The 22,399-nt window shown below is 45.8% G+C and carries 19 protein-coding genes; 9 read left to right on the top strand and 10 right to left on the bottom strand.

Features of this window, described 5'->3' with window-relative positions:
- The 5 genes from E5331_RS18380 to E5331_RS18360 form a co-directional block, all read left to right on the top strand.
- On the top strand, positions 1-705 hold a 705-nt coding region (locus E5331_RS18380), incomplete at its 5' end, for a GLPGLI family protein (RefSeq protein ID WP_135986125.1).
- A gap of 44 nt (positions 706-749) precedes the next feature.
- Entirely contained in the window at positions 750-1,592 is an 843-nt protein-coding gene (locus E5331_RS18375) for a GLPGLI family protein (RefSeq protein WP_123480980.1), read from the top strand.
- Positions 1,593-1,648: 56 nt separating this feature from the next.
- A complete protein-coding gene (locus E5331_RS18370; RefSeq protein ID WP_135986123.1) occupies positions 1,649-4,243 on the top strand; it encodes a TonB-dependent receptor in 2,595 nt (864 codons plus the stop codon).
- 252 nt (positions 4,244-4,495) lie between these two features.
- Complete coding sequence (locus E5331_RS18365) at positions 4,496-4,900, top strand: BlaI/MecI/CopY family transcriptional regulator (protein ID WP_123481200.1); 405 nt, start codon at positions 4,496-4,498, stop codon at positions 4,898-4,900.
- 23 nt (positions 4,901-4,923) lie between these two features.
- Entirely contained in the window at positions 4,924-6,315 is a 1,392-nt protein-coding gene (locus tag E5331_RS18360) for a M56 family metallopeptidase (RefSeq protein ID WP_123480982.1), read from the top strand.
- 109 nt (positions 6,316-6,424) lie between these two features.
- On the opposite strand, the gene E5331_RS18355 is transcribed toward E5331_RS18360, so the two are convergent.
- The 4 genes from E5331_RS18355 to E5331_RS18345 form a co-directional block, all read right to left on the bottom strand.
- Positions 6,425-7,375: a hypothetical protein gene (locus E5331_RS18355; protein ID WP_123480983.1), complete on the bottom strand. Its 951-nt coding sequence runs from the start codon at positions 7,373-7,375 to the stop codon at positions 6,425-6,427.
- A gap of 68 nt (positions 7,376-7,443) precedes the next feature.
- Positions 7,444-8,790, bottom strand: coding sequence for an ATP-binding protein (locus tag E5331_RS18350; RefSeq protein WP_123480984.1), 1,347 nt, complete (start codon positions 8,788-8,790; stop codon positions 7,444-7,446).
- Positions 8,791-9,102: 312 nt separating this feature from the next.
- Positions 9,103-9,267, bottom strand: a complete 165-nt coding sequence (locus E5331_RS20490; protein ID WP_168355299.1) for a type II toxin-antitoxin system antitoxin — start codon at positions 9,265-9,267, stop codon at positions 9,103-9,105.
- Positions 9,268-9,274: 7 nt separating this feature from the next.
- Positions 9,275-10,249, bottom strand: coding sequence for an SPFH domain-containing protein (locus E5331_RS18345; RefSeq protein ID WP_275441297.1), 975 nt, complete (start codon positions 10,247-10,249; stop codon positions 9,275-9,277).
- A gap of 236 nt (positions 10,250-10,485) precedes the next feature.
- On the opposite strand from E5331_RS18345, the gene E5331_RS18340 reads away from it, so the two are divergent.
- Complete coding sequence (locus tag E5331_RS18340; protein ID WP_123480985.1) at positions 10,486-10,755, top strand: helix-turn-helix domain-containing protein; 270 nt, start codon at positions 10,486-10,488, stop codon at positions 10,753-10,755.
- Between the two features lies 1 nt (position 10,756).
- On the opposite strand, the gene E5331_RS18335 is transcribed toward E5331_RS18340, so the two are convergent.
- A complete protein-coding gene (locus E5331_RS18335; protein WP_123480986.1) occupies positions 10,757-11,014 on the bottom strand; it encodes a ribbon-helix-helix protein, CopG family in 258 nt (85 codons plus the stop codon).
- A gap of 198 nt (positions 11,015-11,212) precedes the next feature.
- Here E5331_RS18335 and E5331_RS18330 point away from each other — a divergent pair, with 198 nt between their 5' ends.
- From E5331_RS18330 to E5331_RS18320, 3 genes are all read left to right on the top strand, one after another.
- Positions 11,213-12,172: a glycoside hydrolase family 5 protein gene (locus tag E5331_RS18330; protein ID WP_123480987.1), complete on the top strand. Its 960-nt coding sequence runs from the start codon at positions 11,213-11,215 to the stop codon at positions 12,170-12,172.
- Positions 12,173-12,234: 62 nt separating this feature from the next.
- On the top strand, positions 12,235-13,482 hold the full coding sequence (locus E5331_RS18325) for an acetylxylan esterase (RefSeq protein WP_168355298.1): 1,248 nt from the start codon (positions 12,235-12,237) through the stop codon (positions 13,480-13,482).
- A 201-nt stretch (positions 13,483-13,683) separates the two neighbouring features.
- A complete protein-coding gene (locus tag E5331_RS18320; RefSeq protein WP_420813857.1) occupies positions 13,684-14,511 on the top strand; it encodes a M48 family metallopeptidase in 828 nt (275 codons plus the stop codon).
- Positions 14,512-14,584: 73 nt separating this feature from the next.
- Here E5331_RS18320 and E5331_RS18315 read toward each other — a convergent pair whose 3' ends face one another.
- The 5 genes from E5331_RS18315 to E5331_RS18295 all read right to left on the bottom strand — a co-directional run bounded on the left by E5331_RS18315 (position 14,585) and on the right by E5331_RS18295 (position 22,277).
- The gene (locus E5331_RS18315) at positions 14,585-15,670 is read right to left on the bottom strand and encodes a phosphotransferase enzyme family protein (RefSeq protein WP_135986120.1); all 1,086 of its coding nucleotides are present in this window, start codon (positions 15,668-15,670) and stop codon (positions 14,585-14,587) included.
- Positions 15,671-15,737: 67 nt separating this feature from the next.
- Positions 15,738-17,996 (bottom strand): S9 family peptidase, encoded by a 2,259-nt coding sequence (locus tag E5331_RS18310; RefSeq protein ID WP_420813856.1) that lies wholly within the window; start codon positions 17,994-17,996, stop codon positions 15,738-15,740.
- 8 nt (positions 17,997-18,004) lie between these two features.
- Positions 18,005-18,907 carry a DMT family transporter gene (locus tag E5331_RS18305; RefSeq protein WP_123480991.1) on the bottom strand — a complete coding sequence of 301 codons (903 nt, stop codon included), beginning with the start codon at positions 18,905-18,907 and terminating at the stop codon, positions 18,005-18,007.
- Between the two features lie 138 nt (positions 18,908-19,045).
- Positions 19,046-21,190, bottom strand: a complete 2,145-nt coding sequence (locus tag E5331_RS18300) for a Tex family protein (protein ID WP_135986117.1) — start codon at positions 21,188-21,190, stop codon at positions 19,046-19,048.
- 226 nt (positions 21,191-21,416) lie between these two features.
- Positions 21,417-22,277, bottom strand: coding sequence for a GLPGLI family protein (locus E5331_RS18295; RefSeq protein WP_123480993.1), 861 nt, complete (start codon positions 22,275-22,277; stop codon positions 21,417-21,419).
- Between the last annotated feature and the right edge of the window lie 122 nt (positions 22,278-22,399).

Raw genomic sequence — 22,399 nt, 5'->3', positions numbered from 1 at the left:
CATATTGCTGTGGATCCATATAAGAAGAATCCACGAGTCACATACGAGATGCTCTCCATAGGTAAACGTTTCCATAAATATGGAGGTTATGACGATTATCAGATGGATTCCACGTTTATGAGTGACCCGGATTTCAATCCTAATCATGAGGAGTATGTGGAATGGGGACGACAGTTTGAAGACACGCGTCAGGATGTCGTAATAAATCTTGAGACCAATACCATTGATTATTATTATAATAAATTTTGGTACTGCAACCGTTATTCTGAGCCGATTCCTGAATTTGCATGGGAACTGGAAGATGGCGAGGAGGATGTCATAGGCTATCGTTGCCGGAAGGCGAGGGTAAAATGGCGCGGACGGGAATGGACTGCATGGTATTCCGATATACCGGTTGATGCCGGACCATGGAAATTCCGCAGACTGCCGGGGCTGATACTGAAGATGGAGGATGCTACGGGTCAGCACAAGATAGAGGCAATCGGCACGAAGGATGACGTCTATCCGATGGGGTATGTAGATTCACTGTATAGCCGCCGAACGAGGGAGTTCGCGCAGAAGGCGGAGAAGGATTATTGTGAGAATTTCGGAAAGATCATTGCAGACTCCGGTATGCTTCTTGAACCGGCTGAAGAGCTGGAACGCCTGCGCAGGAGCAAGAAGAGGCGGTTCTATGCCCCTATCGAAATCGTGGGTGCAGAATAGCATCCGTACATCTGGCGTGTGCCAATATTTTCTATTTTTAATCCATGGGATATATGAAAAATCGGTTGTTCATATTGGTAATAATATTTTTCTCTGTATTAATATGCAGGGGAGAGTTACTTAAATTACACCATACAAGCATCAATGTGGTTGATACGGCATATAATGAGGTGGTGTATGTTCATATTGCTGTGGATCCATATAAGAAGAATCCACGAGTCACATACGAGATGCTCTCTATTGGCAGGCGCTTCCATAAGTATGGTGGCTATGACGATTATCAATGTGATTCCACATTTATGAGTAATCCGGATTTCAAGCCTAATCATGAGGAGTATGTGGAATGGGCACGGCAGTTTGAAGAAACACTTCAGGATGTCATAATAAATCTTGAAACAAATACCCTTGATTACTATTATAATAAATTTTGGTATTGCAACCGTTATTCAGAGCCTGTTCCGGAATTTGCATGGGAATTGGAGGATGGCGAGGAGGATGTCATAGGCTATCGTTGCCGGAAGGCAAGGGTAAAATGGCGCGGACGGGAATGGACTGCATGGTATTCCGATATACCTGTTGATGCCGGACCATGGAAATTCCGCGGATTGCCGGGGCTGATACTGAAAATGGAGGATGCGTCGGGTCAGCACAAGATAGAGGCAATCGGCACGAAGGATGATGTCTATCCGATGGGGTATGTAGATTCACTGTACAGCCGCCGAACGAGGGAGTTCGCGCAGAAGGCGGAGAAGGATTACTGTGAGAATTTCGGAAAAATCATTGCGGACTCCGGTATGCTTCTTGAGCCGGAGGAGGAACTGAAGCGATTGCGCAGGAGCAATAAGAGGCGTTTCTATGCCCCTATCGAAATCGTGGGGGCAGAATAATTAGGTATGCTTTTGCTATGCTTGTTGTCATAACCAATTATGCCTGTGTAAATATTATGAAGATACTAAGGAATATATTGTCGGCAATGGTGCTGCTGTTGGCGTTTCTGTTGCCGACGGTAAATGCCGGTGTGATTGTAAAAGGGAGAGTGACCGACACGGAGGGTAATCCGCTTGCCGGAATAATAATACGCCTTTATCAGGATACGAAGGTAAAGGGTTTTGCCAATTCCAAAAGAGATGGATCGTTCGCCGTAAAGGCGGACACGATCACACTGCCTGCTCTGCTGACTTTCGCTTCCAAAAGTTTCGGACATAAAGAGATCACAGTCGAGTCGCTGACGGATTCAATATATGCGGTGCTTACTCCGGAGCATTACCAGATAAAGGAGGTGGTGGTAAAGGCTCCGCGTGTCAGAGTAAAGGGTGACACCATCACATACGATGTGGCGGCACACACCGGTAAGGGTGACCGCAGCATTGAGGATGTCATAAAGAAGCTACCGGGCATTGAGGTGAGCGAGACCGGAGTCATTTCGTACGATGGGGAACCGATCAACAATTTCTATATAGAGGGTCTGAATCTGATGGGGGGCAACTACGCCGTGGCATCGCAGAACATAAAGCCGCAGGATGTGGCGGCAGTCAGCGTGTATGAGCGTCACCAGCCGAAGAAAGCCCTGAAGAACGTGGTGGAGTCAAAGAGTGCGGCATTGAACCTGAAACTGAAAAAAGGGAGTATGCTGAAGCCGGTCGGATATGTGTCTGCCACGGGCGGGTATGGCGATGAGACACTATGGGGCGCGAATCTCTACACCATGTTTATCTCTCCGAAAAATCAGACGATTGTGTCGGCAAAAGGGAATAATTGGGGTAATGACTATGTTGCCGACAAGAAGTCGGGCGACAATGCATTCACCTCATTCCCTGTGAAGCCTTTTGGTGCGCCTTCAATAAAAGGATCGCGCTACATACTTAACAAATCTGCTTACGCCACTACCAATACCCTCTTCAAATTGAGGGAAGAGCTGACACTGACCCTCAATGCGTCATACGGTCAGGATGACGACGGCTACGACAGCTATTCATCCACTGAATATCTTGCCACCGACATGGCCAACCCGATATATTCTGAGAGTGTAGACAATGGAATCAAGAAACATTCGGTCAATGCGGGCGTGAAGATAGAGAAGAATTCCAACGGTCTGTATCTGATGGATCATTTTACTTTCAAGGGGAGGTTTGACAACAATGACTATGACATAATCAATACATCCGGAATCAACCAGAGAATGAAGGGGGATAATTATGCGTTTAACAACAATCTGTCGGTCATAGCCAACCGCAACAGGAAAGTGTATAAACTGGATTCCCGGACGTCGTTCAGCAACACCCCGATGAATCATATCTCGGCGTATGATGCCGCGACCGGGGGGATGACGTTGCGTCAGGACGTGACAGGACGCAGTTTCCATAATATGGAGACAACAGGATTCTCTTGGGAGACGTCGCGCAGGTCGCAGGTGGGCACAGATGCCACATTCAATATCGATTACGACAGTTTCCTCTCCAATGCGGTCAATGGTAGGGAGTCTGCCGGCAGGAATGATATTTCCGGTCATAACCTATCGTTGGGGTTGGCTCCATATTACAAGTATGTGATACGCGGAAAGATTGTCTTACAGGCGACATTGCCGTTGGAATGGCGGAATATCAGATATACGGATATCGTGTCGGAGAAATCTCACAGATTCAATAAATTCTACCTGAATCTTGATCTTGACCTGTTTTATAAATTCTTAAGAAACAACGAAATCACGTTTAATGCCGGATGGCGGCACGACACAGGCGACATACGCAACTTCATTGAGAATCCCATCTACACCACGTTCCGCAACAGGACGACCCTCGGCACGGGCAGCCTCATAGAGTCGCTCAACAAGTCGGCAACGTTGAGATATTCGTATAAGGACCAGATGCGTGGATTTATCATGCGCGGGTCGGTGTCTTATTCCTACAAGACCGTCAATTCCACATCCGTGTATGATGTCAGTCAGGATGGCACATCGAGTTCATCAGTCAATCTTGACTCTCATTCCGATATGACTAATTTCATGGCGACTGCCATAAAGCATGTGTATTCATGGCACAGCCGTCTCTCGTTGAACGTCACCGGGATGTCGATAGGCAGGGAGAGTATGCGTTCGGGAAATGTAATCAAGACCCGTAATGACATATATACCACCTCATTGTCGGCGGAATCGGATCTGCTGAACGATATGCTGACGCTTACCGGTAATTTCTCATATTCCTACACACGTAATTCGTTCCATGGCTTCATGCCCGACAATAATCTTTCAGAGATTATGGTTAATGGTAAGGTGTCGGTGTTCCCGGTAAAAGGATTGGAGATATATGGCAATCTGTCGTTCAACAGGTCGCAGCTTGCAGAGGATAACTACAAGTCGAATCTCTTCGTGGATGCCGGGATAAAGTATAAACTTCGTAAGTTTGATTTCACCCTGTCGGGCAGGAATCTCACCAACCTCAGGAATTATGGCTACACCCTTTACAACACTCTCGACATAACGACATATTCCTACAGTCTTCGCCCGATAGAGTGTGTCGCCACCGTCAGATTCAATTTCTGATAACATTACTGAAGTTTCGCAAGCTGCACTTCAGAGGTTTACAGTTTATAGTTTAAGGTTTAAGATTCACGGAAATCTACGAATCTTTTAATTATAAATAATTTAATGACAATAAACCATAAACTTTAAACCTTAAACCATTTATGGTTAATTATTGTTAATTGAGGGTTTTCATATTGCAAAACTACAAGGATAGTTATTATCTTTGCAACATAAAACTACAAAAGTAGTTAACGCAAGGATATGACGATTATGAAGAATGACAATCAGAAGAAACGCCTCACGGATAAGGAGGAGGAATTGATGCAGTTGCTTTGGGAACATGGTCCGATGCCGGTCAGCCAACTCTTGGAACTGTATCCTGAGCCACGTCCGCATTTCAACACGGTCTCTACCGTGATACGGCGTCTTGAAGCTAAGGGATTCGTGAATCATGAGGTGGCGGGGGGCGCCTATAGATATTATGCCGTAGCGAAAATGGAGGATTTCCGCAAATCAAGTTTCAGCAGATTCATCAAAAGCTATTTCAAAGGGAGCTACTATGGCGCGGTATCAGCTTTAGTGGCGGATGACAAGATTTCTGCCGATGAACTGCGCGAACTTCTTGATCTGGTAGAGAGAAAGTCGTCTGTACGGAAAAACGGACAGACAGATTGAATCATCATGTAATCAGGACTATTATGGGAAGTTTCCTTACATATTCTTTGGTAAGCGGATTGATACTCGCAATTCTGTTATGCGCCTATCGGCTGTTTCTCGCAGGTGAGAAGCAGCTCGCTTTCAACCGGGGTGTGATATTGTCAATATATATCATATCTTTCTCTACCTATCCGTTGATGCAGCTTGCGGATAAGATGTCAAGCGTAGCGGTAACGACTACATTTACTGAAATCGCTAACCACCCCATCTCATTAACTAATTCGGGAAATTATCCCTCTCAACCGATATGGGGCACAATACTGATATGGATATTTGTCATCGGCATGTCGATATGTGCGCTACACTCAATCATTACTTGGACAAGAATCATCCACGTCATAGCGAAAGGGAGAAAATATCGCAAGGATGGGTTTATATTGGTATTGACCGATAACTTTTCGCTTGCTCCATTCAGCTGGATGCGGTATATGGTGATGAATCGTGCAGACTATGACGCTTGTCCCTCTGCAATCGCCACACATGAATTCCACCACATATCGTCCTTTCATTGGCTTGACCTGCTTTTGGCGCAAGCGGTAATCATAATCAACTGGTTTAATCCTGCCGCATGGTTCATGCGTGATGAACTGATGCTTGTGCATGAATATCAGGCTGACATGGCGGTGATTAATGCCGGTCATGACCCGCGTGAATATCAGATGTTGTTGATAAAAAAGGCTGTTGGCGCGAGATTCCCGTCACTTGCCAACAGCCTGAATCATAGTAAACTTAAAAAACGTATCACCATGATGTACAAATCAAAATCAAGCGGAGAGCAGCGTCTGAAGGCTCTTGCGCTCATGCCTGCCTTAGGGCTGGCTCTGATGGCGGCGGCATTGCCGCAAGCCAAGGCTGCAATAAGCACCATCGACAACAGCCGGATGCTTCCCGACAAAGTTACAAATTTTTCTTCGGATGTGAAAGACTGCGCGGAAAAACCGGGCTTTATGCTTCAAGTGAATGGTGAATATTCCATTACCGATTCAGTGATTAAGGCCGAAAATCCGATCTCCATTGTTATCCCGAAAGATAACCCCGATATCAAAAATGCCCCCAAATACTATATTGATGGAAAAGAGGTAAGCGAATCTGAGCTAAATTCGATAAAGCCGGAAGATATTGAGAGGATTTCCGTATTCCGGAATCCGGATAGAACCTGCGTGACATTAAAGGAAGAGGATTCTTTTGAAAATTCCCATATCCTCACACCTGATGGGAAACACAACTCTCCTGAGATCACGATTATGGTAGATGGGAAAAAGATCTCAAAGAAGGAGTTAAAAGCCATAAAATGTGAAAATATTGACTCAATCAGCATAGACAAGACCAAGGATATCATCTACTTCACGCTGAAAAAAACTACAGAGAAGTGATTTCTCCCGATTGGACTTATTGACTGATTGCAACGCAATAATGCTGATCTGCACCCCAAAAGCTAACTTGGACGGTTATCCTCCGTATGAGCCTTTGGGGTGCACTTCATTATTTCGCGTTGTATAATATATCTCTGTATTCAAATAGTTCCCTCTTATCAGGATTTACCGGTCGGTCGCGCGGTTCGCTGATAGAATTGACTTTCAGATGCGGCTTCAGTCCGAAGATGCTCATGTCATAGTCATTGACGAAGCGCAGAAGCTGAAGTTTGTTGACCACAAACACCCGTTTCGTCCTGTAACGTCCCCATCTATTGTGTGACGGTGTCATCCATGGTGGGATAGGTAGCATATAATAGTCTGCCCTACCTTTCATTTTGCTTAGGCTATCAGGGGGAAACTCCCCTGTGACGCAATATACATTCCTTGTATCCTCTTCTGGAAGTGCATACGCCACCACCACACGATAGAGCGTATCCAATGTCTGATTGTCGATATAGCTTCCGGTCAACCTTGTGCCGTTGCCCGCACACCATTCGTAGCTCGTCTGCGTCCTCACTCCCGACTCCCCTACCGCAATCGTAACCACATCGGGCAAGACCCATCTCAACAGACTGTTAGTACCCATCATTGCCATAGGGAACATCATAATCAGCCCAGCAATATACGCAATCCTTTCCTTCTTGACCTTTGTCACCTTACACCAGAATAGTGAAGACACTACAGTAGCCAACAGCATCAGAACAACAAACGTCCATCTCGCCCCATCATTCAACAGAGCAGCCTTAATAATGATTATATCCATCACTACTAACGATACAGCTCCTGCAACATCCAATACGCCATTTACGGTCTTTATCAGACCCTCCATGACTGACTTCGAATCCGAATTATCGGAATCTTGCAATTCAGGATTCTTAGCAGAAGCCGGCTTAGCATCCTTGGCAAGCCTCCCGCTACATCTGATGCTCCATAAAAAGAAACGATACCACAGATAAGCGAACAGCGGGACACAGATAATCACACTGACATATTCCAATTCCAACGGAGATAATACCATGACAAATAGATTTTTCCACAAATTAAACAATAATCCCGCTTACCTACAAATTTCCCTCGCAAAATCGCTTACACAAGTCCGGATAAATCCACTTTGTATATTCCTATGCCTTCAGTTTGCGGTTGGATAAACATAATCATATAGATGGGGGCATATACAATTTTACCAATATTCTCAAAATTCCCGTTACACAAAACCAACGCTTCTGTAAATTCATACGGTGAGTCATTGATCAAATTTGACAATGCGCTATGACGTTGATAATCTTTCCCGGATTTTACTTCTATTGGAAGCACTGATGATCCAATTGATATCACAAAGTCAATTTCTCCACGTTTCTTATTATTGTAATAATATGGCGTCAGTCCATGACACAGCAATTCCTGTGCAACCACATTCTCAAAAACCGATCCATAGTTGACAGAAGGATCACCGGTTATCACCTTCAATTGTATGCCGTCCACATATTGCGAAGCAAGTAGTCCAACATCGTTGGAAAATAGTTTAAACAGATTACGAGTCTCTGACAATTTTAATGGCATCTTCGGTTCCTCAACATTATACACCGGGATAACTACACCCGCATCTTTCAACCACAAGAAATTATCTTGATACCTCTCAAATTTAGCATGCTCGTTTAACCGTTTTAAAATAAACCTCTTATTCTTGGCATCAAGTTCTGAAGGCACCAAATCAAATATCTCTTTTATTTTAAGTTTATCTCTTTGTGCATATTTTGATATGTCCATCCGATAAAGAGTGACTATATCTCTCTGTACATTCAGCACATTATTCAAGTTACTTGTCGAAATGTATTCTGCAACCGCTGCCGGCATCCCTCCTACAACTACATATAATCTGAATAATTGCATCATTTTGGCATGAACGACAGAATCCACTTCCGAACGAGAATCCCAGAAATTCCTAAGTTTATCCAAAACTGATTGTGATATTCCCAAATTTATTACAAATTCCTCAAAGTCTAAAGGGAAAACCTCTTTTATCGACATATATCCCACCGGCACTGACCTGATATCTTTCAATTCCACTCCTAATAATGACCCACTAAGTATATAACGAAATCGTCCGTCATCCACTAAGAATTTTATTGCTGTCACGATATTTTCACAACACTGCACCTCATCAAAAAATATTAGCGTCTTACCCTCCTCAAGCGGGATATTTATAAGAGCTGACAACCGAAGTAGAATCTCATCAGCAGATGTAATATCTCTAAATATTTCAACTGCATCACTATTTTCTATGAAATTAATCTCTATAAAATTCTTGAAACTTTTCCCGAAACTTCTAATGGAGTAAGTTTTACCCGTTTGACGGGCACCGGTCAGCATTAGCGCATTGCCTGATGTCTCATAAAAATTTTCAATATATCCTTTAATCTTTCTATATAACATAATCTGTTTATTTTCAAATTAATAATCTAAAGCATGCCGCTTTTCCAATACAAAATTAGCTATTTATGCCGCTTTTCCAACAAGAATTTTGTTAATTTTGCCGTTTTTCCAACTTAAAATTTGTTAAATATGCCGTTTTTCCAATAAGGATTCCATTTTTTATTGTTTCCCCTACCAAAATAATTTACTTTACAAATATCAATACTTAGACTCATATCATTCCGGTTAAGACCAGATATAAACGACAGCTTCCGATTCATTTTCAGGATGAATCGGAAGCCGCATATTTGATTATGATTTCCGTAGATTTGATTACGGTTTTGGTTTGCGTCCGGCGCGTCGGAGCGCGTCGGCAACTATCCATTGAAGCTGACCGTTGACAGAACGGAACTCGTCGGCTGCCCAACGTTCGAGTGCATCCATGGTCGGTCGGTCAAGACGCAACAGGAAACTTTTCTGAGGCTGCTTTTCAGGCATATCCCTATTATTGATATAGTGTGCCTGTGTTGACTACCGGTTGGGCAGGCTCGTCGGCGCACAACACCACAAGCAGATTGCTCACCATGGCGGCACGACGCTCGGCATCAAGCGTAACAACATCCTGTTTCTCCAGATCGTCGAGTGCCATCTTGACCATGCTGACAGCTCCCTCCACGATCTTCTCACGCGCAGCTATCACAGCCGACGCCTGTTGGCGGCGAAGCATGACGGCGGCAATCTCCGGAGCGTAGGCAAGATAGTTGATACGCGCCTCCACCACCTCTATACCAGCCATTGACAGACGTTCGTTAAGTTTCTCCTCCAGACGCTCATTGATCTCATGTCCACCCGAACGCAATGTGATCTCTTCCGAAGCACTGTCGGCTGTCTCATTGTCGTAGGCATAATGACCCGTCACCTCACGAAGTGCGGCATCACTCTGAATCCTAACGAATGAATACAGAGCCTTGTCCTTGCCATTGACTATCTTTAGATCCTTACCCTTTTCCAGAACCTCATCATCGGGTGAATCAATATCGAATACGGCACGATACGTATCTTTCACCTTCCACACAAGTACCATACCGATCATGACAGGATTGCCTATCTTGTCGTTCACCTTTATCGGCTCAATGTCCATGTTGCGGATACGGAGCGACATCTTCCTGCGGCTCATGAATGGATTTACCCAATAGAAACCGGTCTCTCCGAATGTACCACGATACGTACCGAACCAGATCATGACGCGCGTCTGGTTTGGCTGCTGAGTGAAGAAGCCTATACACATTATGAGGGTGATGAGAGTACATGGGAGGGCTATTGCAACCGCGATACCGGGATTGCTCTCCGCCCATATCAGCAATGGTACGATTATCGACACAAGCAGAAACGTCAGGAGCAGCGTCAGCATAGCGAAACCGGGAAGCACCTTTCCGGCATACCGGTACTCATGACCGGGATTTGAAATTGAATTTGACATAGTTATATAGTTTTTTTGTTTTGATTTATGATATTATTTTGATATAATATCGATATGCAAAACTACATATTTTTTCCGTAATTTCCAAGTCAAAATCAAAAAATAAATCCCAACACCACTCTTTTCTCAAAAAACGATATCTAACTATTCTATTAAATAAAATAGCAGTAAAATAAATCTGTTATACATAATGCACAACAGATTTATTATCTTTGTCGTTGATAAAATTTTGAGATATGAAAACGATACAGCCATGGTTCAGGGAGGTCGTCTCTAATGTATCTCCTGAGATAAAGGAAGAAATCAGGCTCACAATGGGAGTGTCTGATAAACTTGATGCATTGATGCACGAAAAAGGTATAAGTAAGGTGGAACTTGCCAGAGCTCTTGACAAACGACCAAGCGAAATTACCCGTTGGCTAAGTGGTCAACACAATTTCACACTCCGTACAATTGCCATACTTTCAACATTCTTCGGGAAATCGCTGATCGAAGTTTCAGAATAATTCATAATCCCATAGATTTGAACATTGCTTCAACAGAGGATGTATCAACAGACGGTACATCCCGAAATTTGCCGCTACGCGCCTCCTCTATGGCTGCCTTTGTCACCTCATTCGGTTCATTATATGCGACATTAAGAAGTATGCACTCAACAAAATTATTGAGACTACGATGTTCTCGCCTCGCCATTTCTTTCAGACGGTCTACCAAGTCTACATTCAAACGGAACATAGTGGCTTTCTTTTGAATAGTTGCTTCCATAGTGCTATCATTTTGTTTGCAATTTATAACATTTATTCTTTACAAACAAACTTGTCTTCCCAAAATAAAACTCCACTGTAAAAATTTAGTCAAGATTAGCATGATTATGACACTATTTTATCTATTTATTGCCCTATCATGACTTGGATTTTGAAAACTCGTTGATTCTACGTAATTTCGCCGAAAAACCAAATAATCATGAAAACTGATACTCTCAGAAAAATCTTATTATGTCTCGTCCTTTCGGTGGTTTGCTCCGTATCGGCTTCCGTAGTAGACAAACATGGTTGGCTGAAAGTGGGAAACGGCAAATTGACCGATGAGTCGGGTAATCCTACCCAATTGAAAGGGGTAAGTTTCGGATGGCATTGCCTATGGCCTCAGTTCTATAATACCTCTGTTGTCGATAAGGTCGTCAATGAATGGGGTGCCGACATTGTGCGCTGCTCCATCGGGCTTGACCTTACCGACCGATCCTTTGAAAAAAATCCGGAACTTGCCTATGCCTGTGTCGACAGCATAGTTTCCGGCGCGGTGAAATCTGGCAGCTACGTCCTCATCGATTTCCATAGCCACGAAAACAACCTACCCTTAGCTAAGGAATTTTTCACCACAGTAGCTAAGAAATACGGCAATCTTCCTAACGTGATATATGAAGTATGGAACGAGCCACAGGAGGTGGAATGGAGTGAATGTAAGCAATATGGCGAGGAGATAATTCCTGTAATACGTAAATATGCCCCAAATTCAATCGTTATAATCCCGACACCTCGCTGGGATCAGGATGTAGACAAGGCTGCTGATAATCCTATCACAGACTATGACAATATCATGTATTCCTTACACTATTATGCCGCATTCCATAAGGATGACTACCGTAAAAAAGCAGAATACGCACTAAAACATAATTTGCCTATATTCATAACTGAATGTGCATCCATGATGCACACCGGCGATGGCGTAATCGACCCTGCTTCTTGGGAAGAATGGCTGAAAATGGCTGATGAAAACGGTCTGAGCTGGATAGCATGGTCTATCAGCAATAAGGATGAGACTTGCTCTATGCTACGTCCGTCAGCTTCTGCCAATGCCTCGGAATGGACTGACGCCGACTTGAAGCCATGGGCTATACTCGTGAAATATTATCTCAACAAATAAATCCGAACCACTCTGAGTTATCAAAATATCTCAGATTAAGTAATCTACACTTGCACTTCCGAATGAAAAAACTACTCTTATCTGTGTTCTCCATAGCATTAGCTATAGGAATGGATGCAGCCGACCTGAAGGTGAACGTTGACCTGAGCCACGACCTCTGGTGGAATGCTCCGGAAACCCCCACCGTAAAATTCTCTCTCGCCGACTCCCTCAGCAGAGCCAACGAATCCAAGATACGTTTCTTTGTCACTCCTGACACTGATGAGAATAGCGATATATTCTCCGAAGAAAGGGTTATAAATATCCCTAAGAACGACAGTATCAACCTCACCTTCACCCTACCTATCTCCCAACCAGGTTTCTACAAATGCTTCATCGAGGATGACGGCAACGTGATACACCGTTTCAACATAGGATACGAACCTACCAGCTGCATCTCCTTGCCTGACAGCCAACCCGACTTTGACACATTCTGGCAACGTGCGCTCAATGAACTCGCTGCCGTGGATGGTGAATACAAGGTAGTGCTTGATAAGAAGCAGTCAGGTAAGAAGCGTAAGGCTTACGACGTGGAGATGAAATCATGGGGAGGAGAAACCATCCGGGGGAAACTCTATGTGCCGGTTGCCGACGGGAAATATCCGGCTCTTATATATTACAACGGATATGGCGCACAGCCTTGGGATTTTGACGTTGACGGTCGTGACGATCTGATTGAGTTTGTGACAGGCGTGAGAGGTCAGATGTATAATCAGCCGTACAACACTTACGGCGACTGGATACGCTACAATCTTGACAAACCGGATTCCTACTATTATAAGGGTGCATTCATGGACGCGGTGCGTTTCATTGATTTCATATCCCAATATGAAAAGACCGACACCGACAGGATTTTTGCTGAAGGGGGAAGTCAGGGTGGCGCGTTGACGCTTGCAGCCGCATCTCTTGACGACCGGTTGGCGGCAATATGCCCCTACATCCCATTCCTATCAGACTACAAGGATTACTTCAAGATCGTGAATTGGCCTGCTGCTCCGGTAATGGAGGAGGCAAAGCTGAAAGGATTGGATGATGACACACTCTATCGCAATCTGTCATATTTCGACATCAAGAATCTTGCACGGAGGATAAAGTGCCCCGTCATGATGGGAATCGGTCTGCAAGACCCCACCTGTCCACCCCATACCAACATGTCGTCATACAATCTCATCACATCCCCGAAACAACTCATAATCTACCCTACCTGCGGACACACCGTCGACTATTCCGATTGGAATCCGCGTCGCGACAAATTCCTCCAAGACAAATAAATAAATCCGCTATATAATATGGGAACAGGACTCCGCACCGGAATCCTGTTTCTTTTTTTATCAAACCATGTCTTTCAACAGAATGGAGATTTAAACGTTGTATATATGAGTGACATCGGTAACTCAATTATTTGTATTTTTCTTAGAAATTGAAATTGCATAAACTTATTTATACAATTTCTCATAATCCTTTGGAACCGTATGAAATTATTAAATAAGATCTCTGTCAGACGCACTTTCCGCACGCTCTTTTTAGCTACCGCAATGGGTAGCACAGTGGCTCTGTCGGGCTGCTCTTCACTCAACATGGATTCCCTGATGAGTGGGGCATCAAAAGCCATAGAGGCCGCAACCATATCCGACGGTCAGATACAGAATTATGTGCATGAGTATATCGTATATTCCGACAAGCAAAATAAGGTGGCACCCCCTTCCAACCAATATGCGCAGCGACTCGCAAGACTCACCAACGGTCTTAATTCAGTCGATGGTGTACCGCTGAATTTCAAGGTGTATCTCACTAATGATGTCAACGCATTTGCCTGTGCCGACGGAAGCGTCAGGGTCTATTCCGGATTGATGGATCGTATGACTGACGACGAGGTGCTTGGAGTAATCGGGCATGAGATAGGTCATGTGGCTCATAAGGACACGAAAAATGCCTTCAAACAGGCTCTGATCAACTCCGCCATTCTTGACGGAATAGCCTCCACAAGCTCTCAGGCTGCCGCCTTGTCGCAATCGCAACTTGCCCAACTCGGTTCATCCCTCGTAAGTGCGAAATATTCACGCTCGCAGGAAAGCAACGCTGATGATTATGGCTACGATTTCCTTAAAGCCAACGGCAAGAATCCTTGGTCAATGGCAATGGCGTTCTCAAAACTCGAATCAATGGAGGCGGGAGCACAGACTAATGGAATGGCACAGATGTTCTCATCCCATCCATCTACGCCCGACCGGATACAGCACATCATCAACCGTTGCCACAAGGATAAGATAGCACCACCGGCAGGATGCAAACTAAAATAAGCACGATAACTCTATAAATTACAGGGGGCTTGCACAGTGTGCAAGCCCCCTGTAATTTATAGAGTCTAAAATATCATTCGGCAGCAATGCTTCTGATTATTGACTGCATCTCTTCGTAATGCTCTTCCATGCTACGCAACAATTTGTATTGGGCTCGTGCCCGAACCAGATTATGCGCCGGATAACGGGTCTTGTAGTAGGTATCGCCGTCTATATAATCCATGAGGAAACGGAGCACTTGTTCAAACGTGATGTAGAGTGCGGAGAATGCAAGGTTATCAATCTCTGCATCGGTCAGTGCCTCACGGCATTGCGACAGGTAGCCCTCCGCAAATCCTCGGAATATATCGAGCGAGATTTCAACGTTATCAAGATTACTGTCATCCTCCTTACCAGTGTTGGCATACGAACGGATTGCATCGCCGAAGTCATACAGCACCGGTGCCCTCATCACGGTGTCAAGGTCAATGACACACAACACATCCCTCTTCTTATCAAAAAGGATATTGTTGATCTTTGTGTCATTATGAGCCACACGCATCGGGATGGTGCCATCCTCTATCTTCCTCTTCAGCTCCATCATCCTCTCCTTGCGGCTCTCTATCCACTCTATCTCCTCTTTGACGGCGTCCTTTCTTCCGGCGGCATCGCGCGACAGGGATTCTTCCCATTGCTCAAAACGGAAACGCATATCGTGGAATCCGGGCAGCGTGTCATACAATTCTTCTTGGAAATCAGCAAGCTGACGCTGGAAACGTCCTATACCTATGCCACCTTTCCTCGCTATACCAGCATCCGACACGCGGTCTATCGCCAGCACATCAGGTATGAGTCTCGACATTGCCCAATAATTGCCCGACTCATCCTTGTAGCATAGCTCTCCGCTCTTTGTAGGCACCACATGCAGCACCTCAAACAACGGATTGCCACCCGCCTCCTTCACCTTGCGGCTGATATGCGCCGTCACCCGATCGATATTGCTCATCATCTCCGGTATATTCTTGAACACATTGCTATTCTTGCGCTGCAAGATATAACCCGGCACTGCACTCGACACTTTAACAAAATAAGTGTCGTTGATAAAGCCCTCGCCAACAGATTTGACAGACTCAACCCGTCCGTCAACCTTAAAATATTTTGCTATTTCTATTAGATCCATATATAAGCCCCCCGACCCCCTAAAAGGGGAATATAGGAATTTTAAACTATAAACCTTAAACTATAAACTAATACTCAATCTCATCCCACTTAGGGGGTTCCACCCCAAGAAGATGACGCACGAAGAAATCATATCTCTTGTGCTCTCCGAAGCTCTCTCCCAAAGTGTGGTGCACACCCGGAAGCACAACAAGCTCGAAATCCTTGTTAGCCTTGATCAGCGCGTCTGCCACCTGCATTGTAGATGCAGGGTCAACGTTGTCGTCCAATTCTCCCACAACAAGCATCAGTGGACGGCTGAGTAGATGTGCATTCTCCACGTTTGACGCCTTGATATAGCTCTCATCAATCGGATAACCGAGCCATTGCTCATTCCACCATATCTTGTCCATGCGGTTGTCATGACAGCCGCACGCTGAATATGCAGCCTTATAGAACTCCGGATAATGCAGTACAGCCGTAGTCGATTCCTGACCGCCGGCTGACGCTCCATATATTCCCACCCTGTCAATATCAAGATACGGGTATTTCTTACCTGCTGCCTTTATCCATGCGATATGGTCAGGCAATCCGGCATCCACAAGATTCTTATAGCAGACGTTCTCAAACTCACGGGTGCGGAAAGAGGTGCCCATGCCATCGACCATCACGACGACAAAACCGAGTTCTGCCAACGCACTCATATTGCGGTTATAGGCAATGAACGATTTCGGCACATACTGGTCGCCGGGTCCCTGATAGATGTATTCCACCACGGGATATTTCTTCGTATCATCGAAGTTTGACGGGCGATATATAAGCCCCCACATCGGGGTCTTGCCATCACGTCCCGGAGCCACAAACACCTCCGGAGCCTGCCATCCTGCTGCCATAAGCTGCGACAGGTCGGCTTCCGCCACCTTCATGATCTCCTTTCCGTCAGACGCATCCCTGATGACTGTCACAGGGGCATCTGACACGGTGGAATATGTATCTACAAGATACTTGTAATCCGAAGAGAATACCGCACGATGCGTGCCCTTCGCCGGAGTGAGGTCTGTCAGTCCGCTGCCATCGAAATTAATCGAGTAATAGCGGATGAAATATGGATCCTCATCCTTGTTGACACCGTTGGCGGAGAAATATATCTTACTGTTCGCCTCATCTACGTTGACCACATCACGCACGTACCAGTCACCCTTGGTAATCTGATGGGTAGGCTTACCGGTGGCACGGTCATACATATAGAGATGATTGTAATTGTCGCGCTCGCTGCTCCATATTATTCTCTTACCGTCTGCAAGTTTATGACGGAAAATGCGTATCCAGTTGACGTATTTATCATGACTCTCATCTACAAGAGGACGCACACTGCCATCCGTGGCAGAGAGTTCAAGGATACGGTAATTCTTATGCCCGCGCTCATTATATTCAAACGTCACTCCGCTGCTGTCGGCGTTCCATTCAAGTGCCGTAAGATCAAATTGGTTGGGGAATAAGTCGGTGGAGGGGGAAATGACACGTCCGCTCTCAACCTCCACAATGATAGGATGCTTGAAACGCAACTCATCACCCGGCTTGGCATATTCCTGCTTATGCAGTATCGGCTGGCTACCCTGTGCCGGAGACGACTCCACATAATAGACGTAACGTTTCTCTGCACTGCGTATCTTGTTGAGCGCGACGTTGCGACTGTCGGGCGACCAATAGATATAGGATGAATAATAATTGGCAAGCGTGCCATCCTTTGTCAGCTGACGCTCCTTCTTGTCTGCCAGATTCCTCACCCAAAGATTATTGTCGCGCACGAAAGCCTCATACTTGCCGTCGGGCGACACGACAGGCGCACCATCCTTCTCCTCATTCACCACCATCCAATGAGGCTGTTCGGGAGTCGGTGGTACAGTGCCACGGTCAGTCAGCACCCCTTTCTTGCGGTTGACGTATTGCCATACGTGTCCATCCCGTTCAAACCATAATGTATCGGCGGCACCGGTGGTCCTCAGACGTTCAAGTCTGAGATCTTCCGGCTTCACGTCAGCCACCCCGTTTGATGAAAGCGCGGCGGCAAGTGCCTTATGGTCAAACATCGGTCGGCTAACCTTACGGGAGGCATCGACAAGAGTATAGACCTTTGCCCCGTCGGAATCATCAGCCATATACCAGAAACATGAAGTACCGTCTATCCACCGGGGATAGATACGTCCGTTGGGCACCTGTCCGTAATTATATCTCTTCGACAGGCTGTATGCCCGGTTGTAATCCTCAAGAGTGCCCTGGGCAATGACAGTTGCCGATGATGACAGAGCTGCAGCCAGAGCCAATATTATGATATGTTTCATACCCATCTATAATTTCAGTTTAATGATTTAGCTGTCTTTCTTCCGGCAAAATACTGGTTGTAGACCAAACCGCCTACAATCAGACAGAGACCACCGTATGTGGTAGGCACTATTCTCTCACCAAGCACTATGGATATGAAGAAGAGCGACAGGAACGGGGCGAGATAGCACATCTGGTTGATGAGAGCGGGGTTATCAGTGTGGCGTATTGCAAGACCGAAGCAGATGAACGGCACGCCCATCTCGAATGCCCCGATGTAGGCACCCGACAGCAACGCCTCGGTCGACATCGGCTGCAACGGTGAGAACAATGTGCCTATCAGCAGATAGACCATGCCGAAAAGGAAGGTAAGGAAGAGTGATGTGCCCTCACTCACCTTATCCTTGAGCCCGTCGTTAAGAATCCAGTAGAGTGCCCACAGGAATGCGCTACCGAATGCCAGTACGATTCCGAATACCGACACACTGCCGTTGATCGCGCTTCCTCCCAATGATATGAGTGCCACACCGAGTAGCGACACAAACATCCCAAGATATTTGGAACGCGGTATCGGACGATGGGCAAACACGGCGAGCAGCACGGCAAGGACAATGGGCCAAAGATAGTTGATGGGCTGAGCCATCTGTGCCGGCAGATAATCGTAGGCAGTGAAGAGCACAAAGTAGTATGCCACTGGAGCCACAAGCCCCAGCACGGCAAAACGTCCCCACAAAGTGGGGGTAAGGCTTCGCAGCTCGCGCCATGAACCGGTGGCGAATATCCACAATGTGAATATCAGCAACGCGGTGGCACATGCTACTATAAGCATCTCGAATACAGTCATGTTGCGCAAGGCGACTTTGAAAGCGGTGGCGACAGTGGACCAGCTCAATACTGCCACTCCTCCGAGCACCACCGAACGTGCGGAAGTTTTCATTTTAAGGTAAGTTAGAAAAAGTTTTGCCAAAATTAATAATTTTCAATTGATTTGCAATCCTATTCTGGAGATTTTATGTTGCACCATGATAAATCATGATATAACATTATGCATCATGAAATATCATGTTATATCATGTCATAAAATCAGCGACAGCCCGATGCGCCGACGAGCGGAATCTACATCCAGCACTTTCACCTCAACACGCTGACCAAGTTTCAGCACATCTCCCACATTGTTGACGCGCTTACGCGACATCTGCGAGATATGGATGAGCCCATTCTCCTTTATACCTAAATTCACGAATGCTCCGAACGCCGTGATATTATTAACGATACCGGGAAGCACCATCCCCGGACGTAACTCTTCGAAATCATTGACGCCCGCTACGAATGCCTCATTGTCGCCGTCGATGCGCGGATCACGTCCCGGCTTGCGGAGTTCGGCTATTATATCCGTGATTGTCTCCTCACCAGCCAATCCGAGTGATGCCATCTTTTTCACGTCAATCTTATCCAGGAGTGCGGAATTGGCTGCCAGATCGCCAGGTTTCACTCCGAGCTGACGTGCTATGGCAGTCACTACCCCGTAGCTCTCCGGATGAATACCGGTATTGTCAAGAGGTTCCTTCCCTCCCGGCACTCTCAGGAAACCGGCGGCAAGTTCAAATGCCTTGTCACCAAGACGTGGCACCTTCTTCAGATCCTTACGGGTGGCGAAATCGCCGTTCTTTGCCCGATATGCCACGATGTTTGCAGCCAGTGCCGGACCGATACCCGACACGTATGACAGCAGTTTTTCCGAGGCTGTGTTGACATCCACCCCGACGGCATTCACGCAACTCATCACTGTGTAATCAAGTGCATTCTTAAGATTACCCTGATCCACGTCATGCTGATACTGCCCCACCCCTATCGACTTGGGATCAATCTTGACAAGTTCGGCAAGCGGATCAATCAGCCTACGCCCTATCGACACCGCCCCACGCACTGTCACGTCTTTGTCGGGAAATTCCTTACGTGCGATATCAGAGGCGGAATAGACGGATGCCCCGTTCTCACTGACGATATAGATAGCCTCCGGATTCATCAATCCACTTGCTTTGAGGAATCTTTCCGTCTCACGCGAAGCGGTGCCATTACCAAGTGCGACGGCATCCAGCCTATGAGTCTTGATGAGACGCGACAATATGCGTGTGGCTCCTTCTATATCCTCACGCGGTGGCGCGGCATAGATGACGGTATCCTCAAGAAGATTCCCCTGTGCATCGAGTGCCACAACCTTGCAGCCGGTGCGATAGCCAGGGTCAAGAGCAAGTATCCTCTTCCCTTTCAACGGGGCTGCGAGAAGAAGCTGACGGAGATTGTCGGAGAATATGTCAATGGCCACCTTATCCGCCTCCTCTTTCAAGTCGGATGAAATCTCTGTCTCAACGGATGGACGCAGCAATCTTCGCGAAGCATCCTCCACCGCCTCACTTATAACTCCGGTGCAATCCCTTGATGCTCCGTGCGGTATGAACGAACGGCATAATGACTCGTCAAGACGGTCATCCTCATCCCCTAACGTATATTTCACCCTTACCAATCCTTCTCTCTCCGCACGACGTAATGCAAGATACTGGTGTGAGGGCATACGCCTGACAGTCTGTGAGAAGTCGGCATATCCCGACAATGGAGAGTCGGACAGTTCCTTCTCCTTACCCTTCACTGTCTGGCATACGATGGATGCGTTGCGACGGTAGACGTTGCGGGTGATGTTGCGCAGACGTGGTGATTCCGACGCCCATTCCGCTATTATGTCGGCGGCTCCGGCTATGGCATCCTCGCAATCCTCCACACCATTCTTACCGACGAATCCATTAGCCGCAGATGTGCAATCGGAAGGTTTGCCCGACATTATCATCTTAGCCAATGGTTCAAGACCCTTTTCACGTGCCATCGTTGCGCGTGTGCGTCTCTTGGGTTTGAATGGAGCATATATATCCTCCACTCCGGTCATAGTGTCGGCAATCTCCAAAGCATTTTCCAAAGCCGGAGTCATAGCACCGGCATTCTCTATCGCCTCTTTCACAAACGCTTTCCGTGCTTCCAGTTCGCGCTCCGATTTCAAAGCGGACTCGATACCACGCACCGCCACCTCATCAAGCGACCCGGTGCGTTCCTTCCTATACCTGCTGATGAACGGCACAGTCGCCCCCTCATCAAGCAATTCAGCCGTAGCCTTTACGGCATTCTCCCTCAATCCAAGTTTCTCCGCAATTCTCTTATATATATTATTCATATCCAAAATATAATCTACAAAATGTAAACTCAAAAAAGAATAATATTCTTTGAAATCATATAAACTTCAAATTCTGAATCGCGAAGTGAACAAAAAAAATTGAAACCGACAAATTTTTACAGACCAATCTTCCTTTTCTCCATTAAAGTTGACAAGTTTCAATAAAAAATAAATGCAACCAAAAAAGGTTGCATTTAGTACAGCATTGCGCTTATTTACGGAAGATTCATTCGTGATAATCGGTTTCCATGAAATCGTCATTACCCTTATAGTCTGCATTCTTAGGATTGACCTTACCGTTGGTCATCGCACTTATCATTGCCCCCCTATTCCGTCTGCCATAATCCTTCATTTTAAGATAGGATTTTCTCTTGGATTTGAAAAGTTTATCCTTATTGATATAGGTTTGCTTAAACATCTCATTACAGGTTTCCAATCCTGTTATCTCAAAACCGAAAAGTCCGTCATCCGTCACCGCCTTCATTATAAGACCCGGAAGCCCGCAGAGCTGCCAGGGACCATCCTGCACCGGCACTTCCGGAGCAAACCAAGCCTTCCACTTGCGTCCGTGATAGTCAGCAGTCGCCATGTTGCACTCATAGCCCAACACTGTCATGGTGGAATCTGCCAATTCCCAATTCAGGTCAGACATATCCACGTTATACTCATAGAAATCCGGACTTATCCAATCATAAACGGTTATCTTACTCTCCGGAAAATCCTTTATTGCACGATAACGGCTCTTTCCGGACAATCCTAATTCATCCAATTTTTGGAATAAATTTCCAGAGTTATCTGCCAGGGATTCCTTAAGTAATTTGGAAAAAGTTTCATCATATATCCCTCTCCCGACGGGATCATTCATAAGGGAATCCACATAATACGTCTGCGGGTCATAATAATATGATGTTCCCTCACCAATCTGAAGTATGAATTTATCAGTCTTGGTGTACTCTTTTCCTGTACCGCTTCCCAGAATAGACCATTGTTCATACTGTGCCTTAAGAAATGCCTCATGTCGCTCTTCTGCCGAAATCATGTGGCAGATGGTTGTAAATAAAATTACAGCAGTGATAAATCTCTTCATACTTTTAAATTTAGTTAGAAAAACGGGTAATTTACTGAAGTTTCGCAAGCCCCACTTACCCAAAACAGATGATGCAAAGTTAAAACTAATTATTTAACGAAACAACGAAATACTTAATATAG

Origin of the sequence: Lepagella muris, from assembly GCF_004793975.1 — a bacterium.
Classification (GTDB): domain Bacteria; phylum Bacteroidota; class Bacteroidia; order Bacteroidales; family Muribaculaceae; genus Lepagella; species Lepagella muris.
This window is presented reverse-complemented; position numbering and strand designations above follow the sequence as displayed.

Coding starts and splice junctions, on each gene's coding strand:
- E5331_RS18370 (WP_135986123.1), top strand. CDS start 1,649: ATGAAGATACTAAGGAATATATTGTCGGCAATGGTGCTGCTGTTGGCG.
- E5331_RS20490 (WP_168355299.1), bottom strand. CDS start 9,267: ATGCCTGAAAAGCAGCCTCAGAAAAGTTTCCTGTTGCGTCTTGACCGA.
- E5331_RS18315 (WP_135986120.1), bottom strand. CDS start 15,670: ATGGATCTAATAGAAATAGCAAAATATTTTAAGGTTGACGGACGGGTT.
- E5331_RS18295 (WP_123480993.1), bottom strand. CDS start 22,277: ATGAAGAGATTTATCACTGCTGTAATTTTATTTACAACCATCTGCCAC.
- E5331_RS18365 (WP_123481200.1), top strand. CDS start 4,496: ATGAAGAATGACAATCAGAAGAAACGCCTCACGGATAAGGAGGAGGAA.
- E5331_RS18305 (WP_123480991.1), bottom strand. CDS start 18,907: ATGAAAACTTCCGCACGTTCGGTGGTGCTCGGAGGAGTGGCAGTATTG.
- E5331_RS18330 (WP_123480987.1), top strand. CDS start 11,213: ATGAAAACTGATACTCTCAGAAAAATCTTATTATGTCTCGTCCTTTCG.
- E5331_RS18345 (WP_275441297.1), bottom strand. CDS start 10,249: ATGTCAAATTCAATTTCAAATCCCGGTCATGAGTACCGGTATGCCGGA.
- E5331_RS18350 (WP_123480984.1), bottom strand. CDS start 8,790: ATGTTATATAGAAAGATTAAAGGATATATTGAAAATTTTTATGAGACA.
- E5331_RS18320 (WP_420813857.1), top strand. CDS start 13,684: ATGAAATTATTAAATAAGATCTCTGTCAGACGCACTTTCCGCACGCTC.
- E5331_RS18310 (WP_420813856.1), bottom strand. CDS start 17,996: ATGGGTATGAAACATATCATAATATTGGCTCTGGCTGCAGCTCTGTCA.
- E5331_RS18300 (WP_135986117.1), bottom strand. CDS start 21,190: ATGAATAATATATATAAGAGAATTGCGGAGAAACTTGGATTGAGGGAG.
- E5331_RS18325 (WP_168355298.1), top strand. CDS start 12,235: ATGAAAAAACTACTCTTATCTGTGTTCTCCATAGCATTAGCTATAGGA.
- E5331_RS18355 (WP_123480983.1), bottom strand. CDS start 7,375: ATGGTATTATCTCCGTTGGAATTGGAATATGTCAGTGTGATTATCTGT.
- E5331_RS18340 (WP_123480985.1), top strand. CDS start 10,486: ATGAAAACGATACAGCCATGGTTCAGGGAGGTCGTCTCTAATGTATCT.
- E5331_RS18335 (WP_123480986.1), bottom strand. CDS start 11,014: ATGGAAGCAACTATTCAAAAGAAAGCCACTATGTTCCGTTTGAATGTA.
- E5331_RS18375 (WP_123480980.1), top strand. CDS start 750: ATGGGATATATGAAAAATCGGTTGTTCATATTGGTAATAATATTTTTC.
- E5331_RS18360 (WP_123480982.1), top strand. CDS start 4,924: ATGGGAAGTTTCCTTACATATTCTTTGGTAAGCGGATTGATACTCGCA.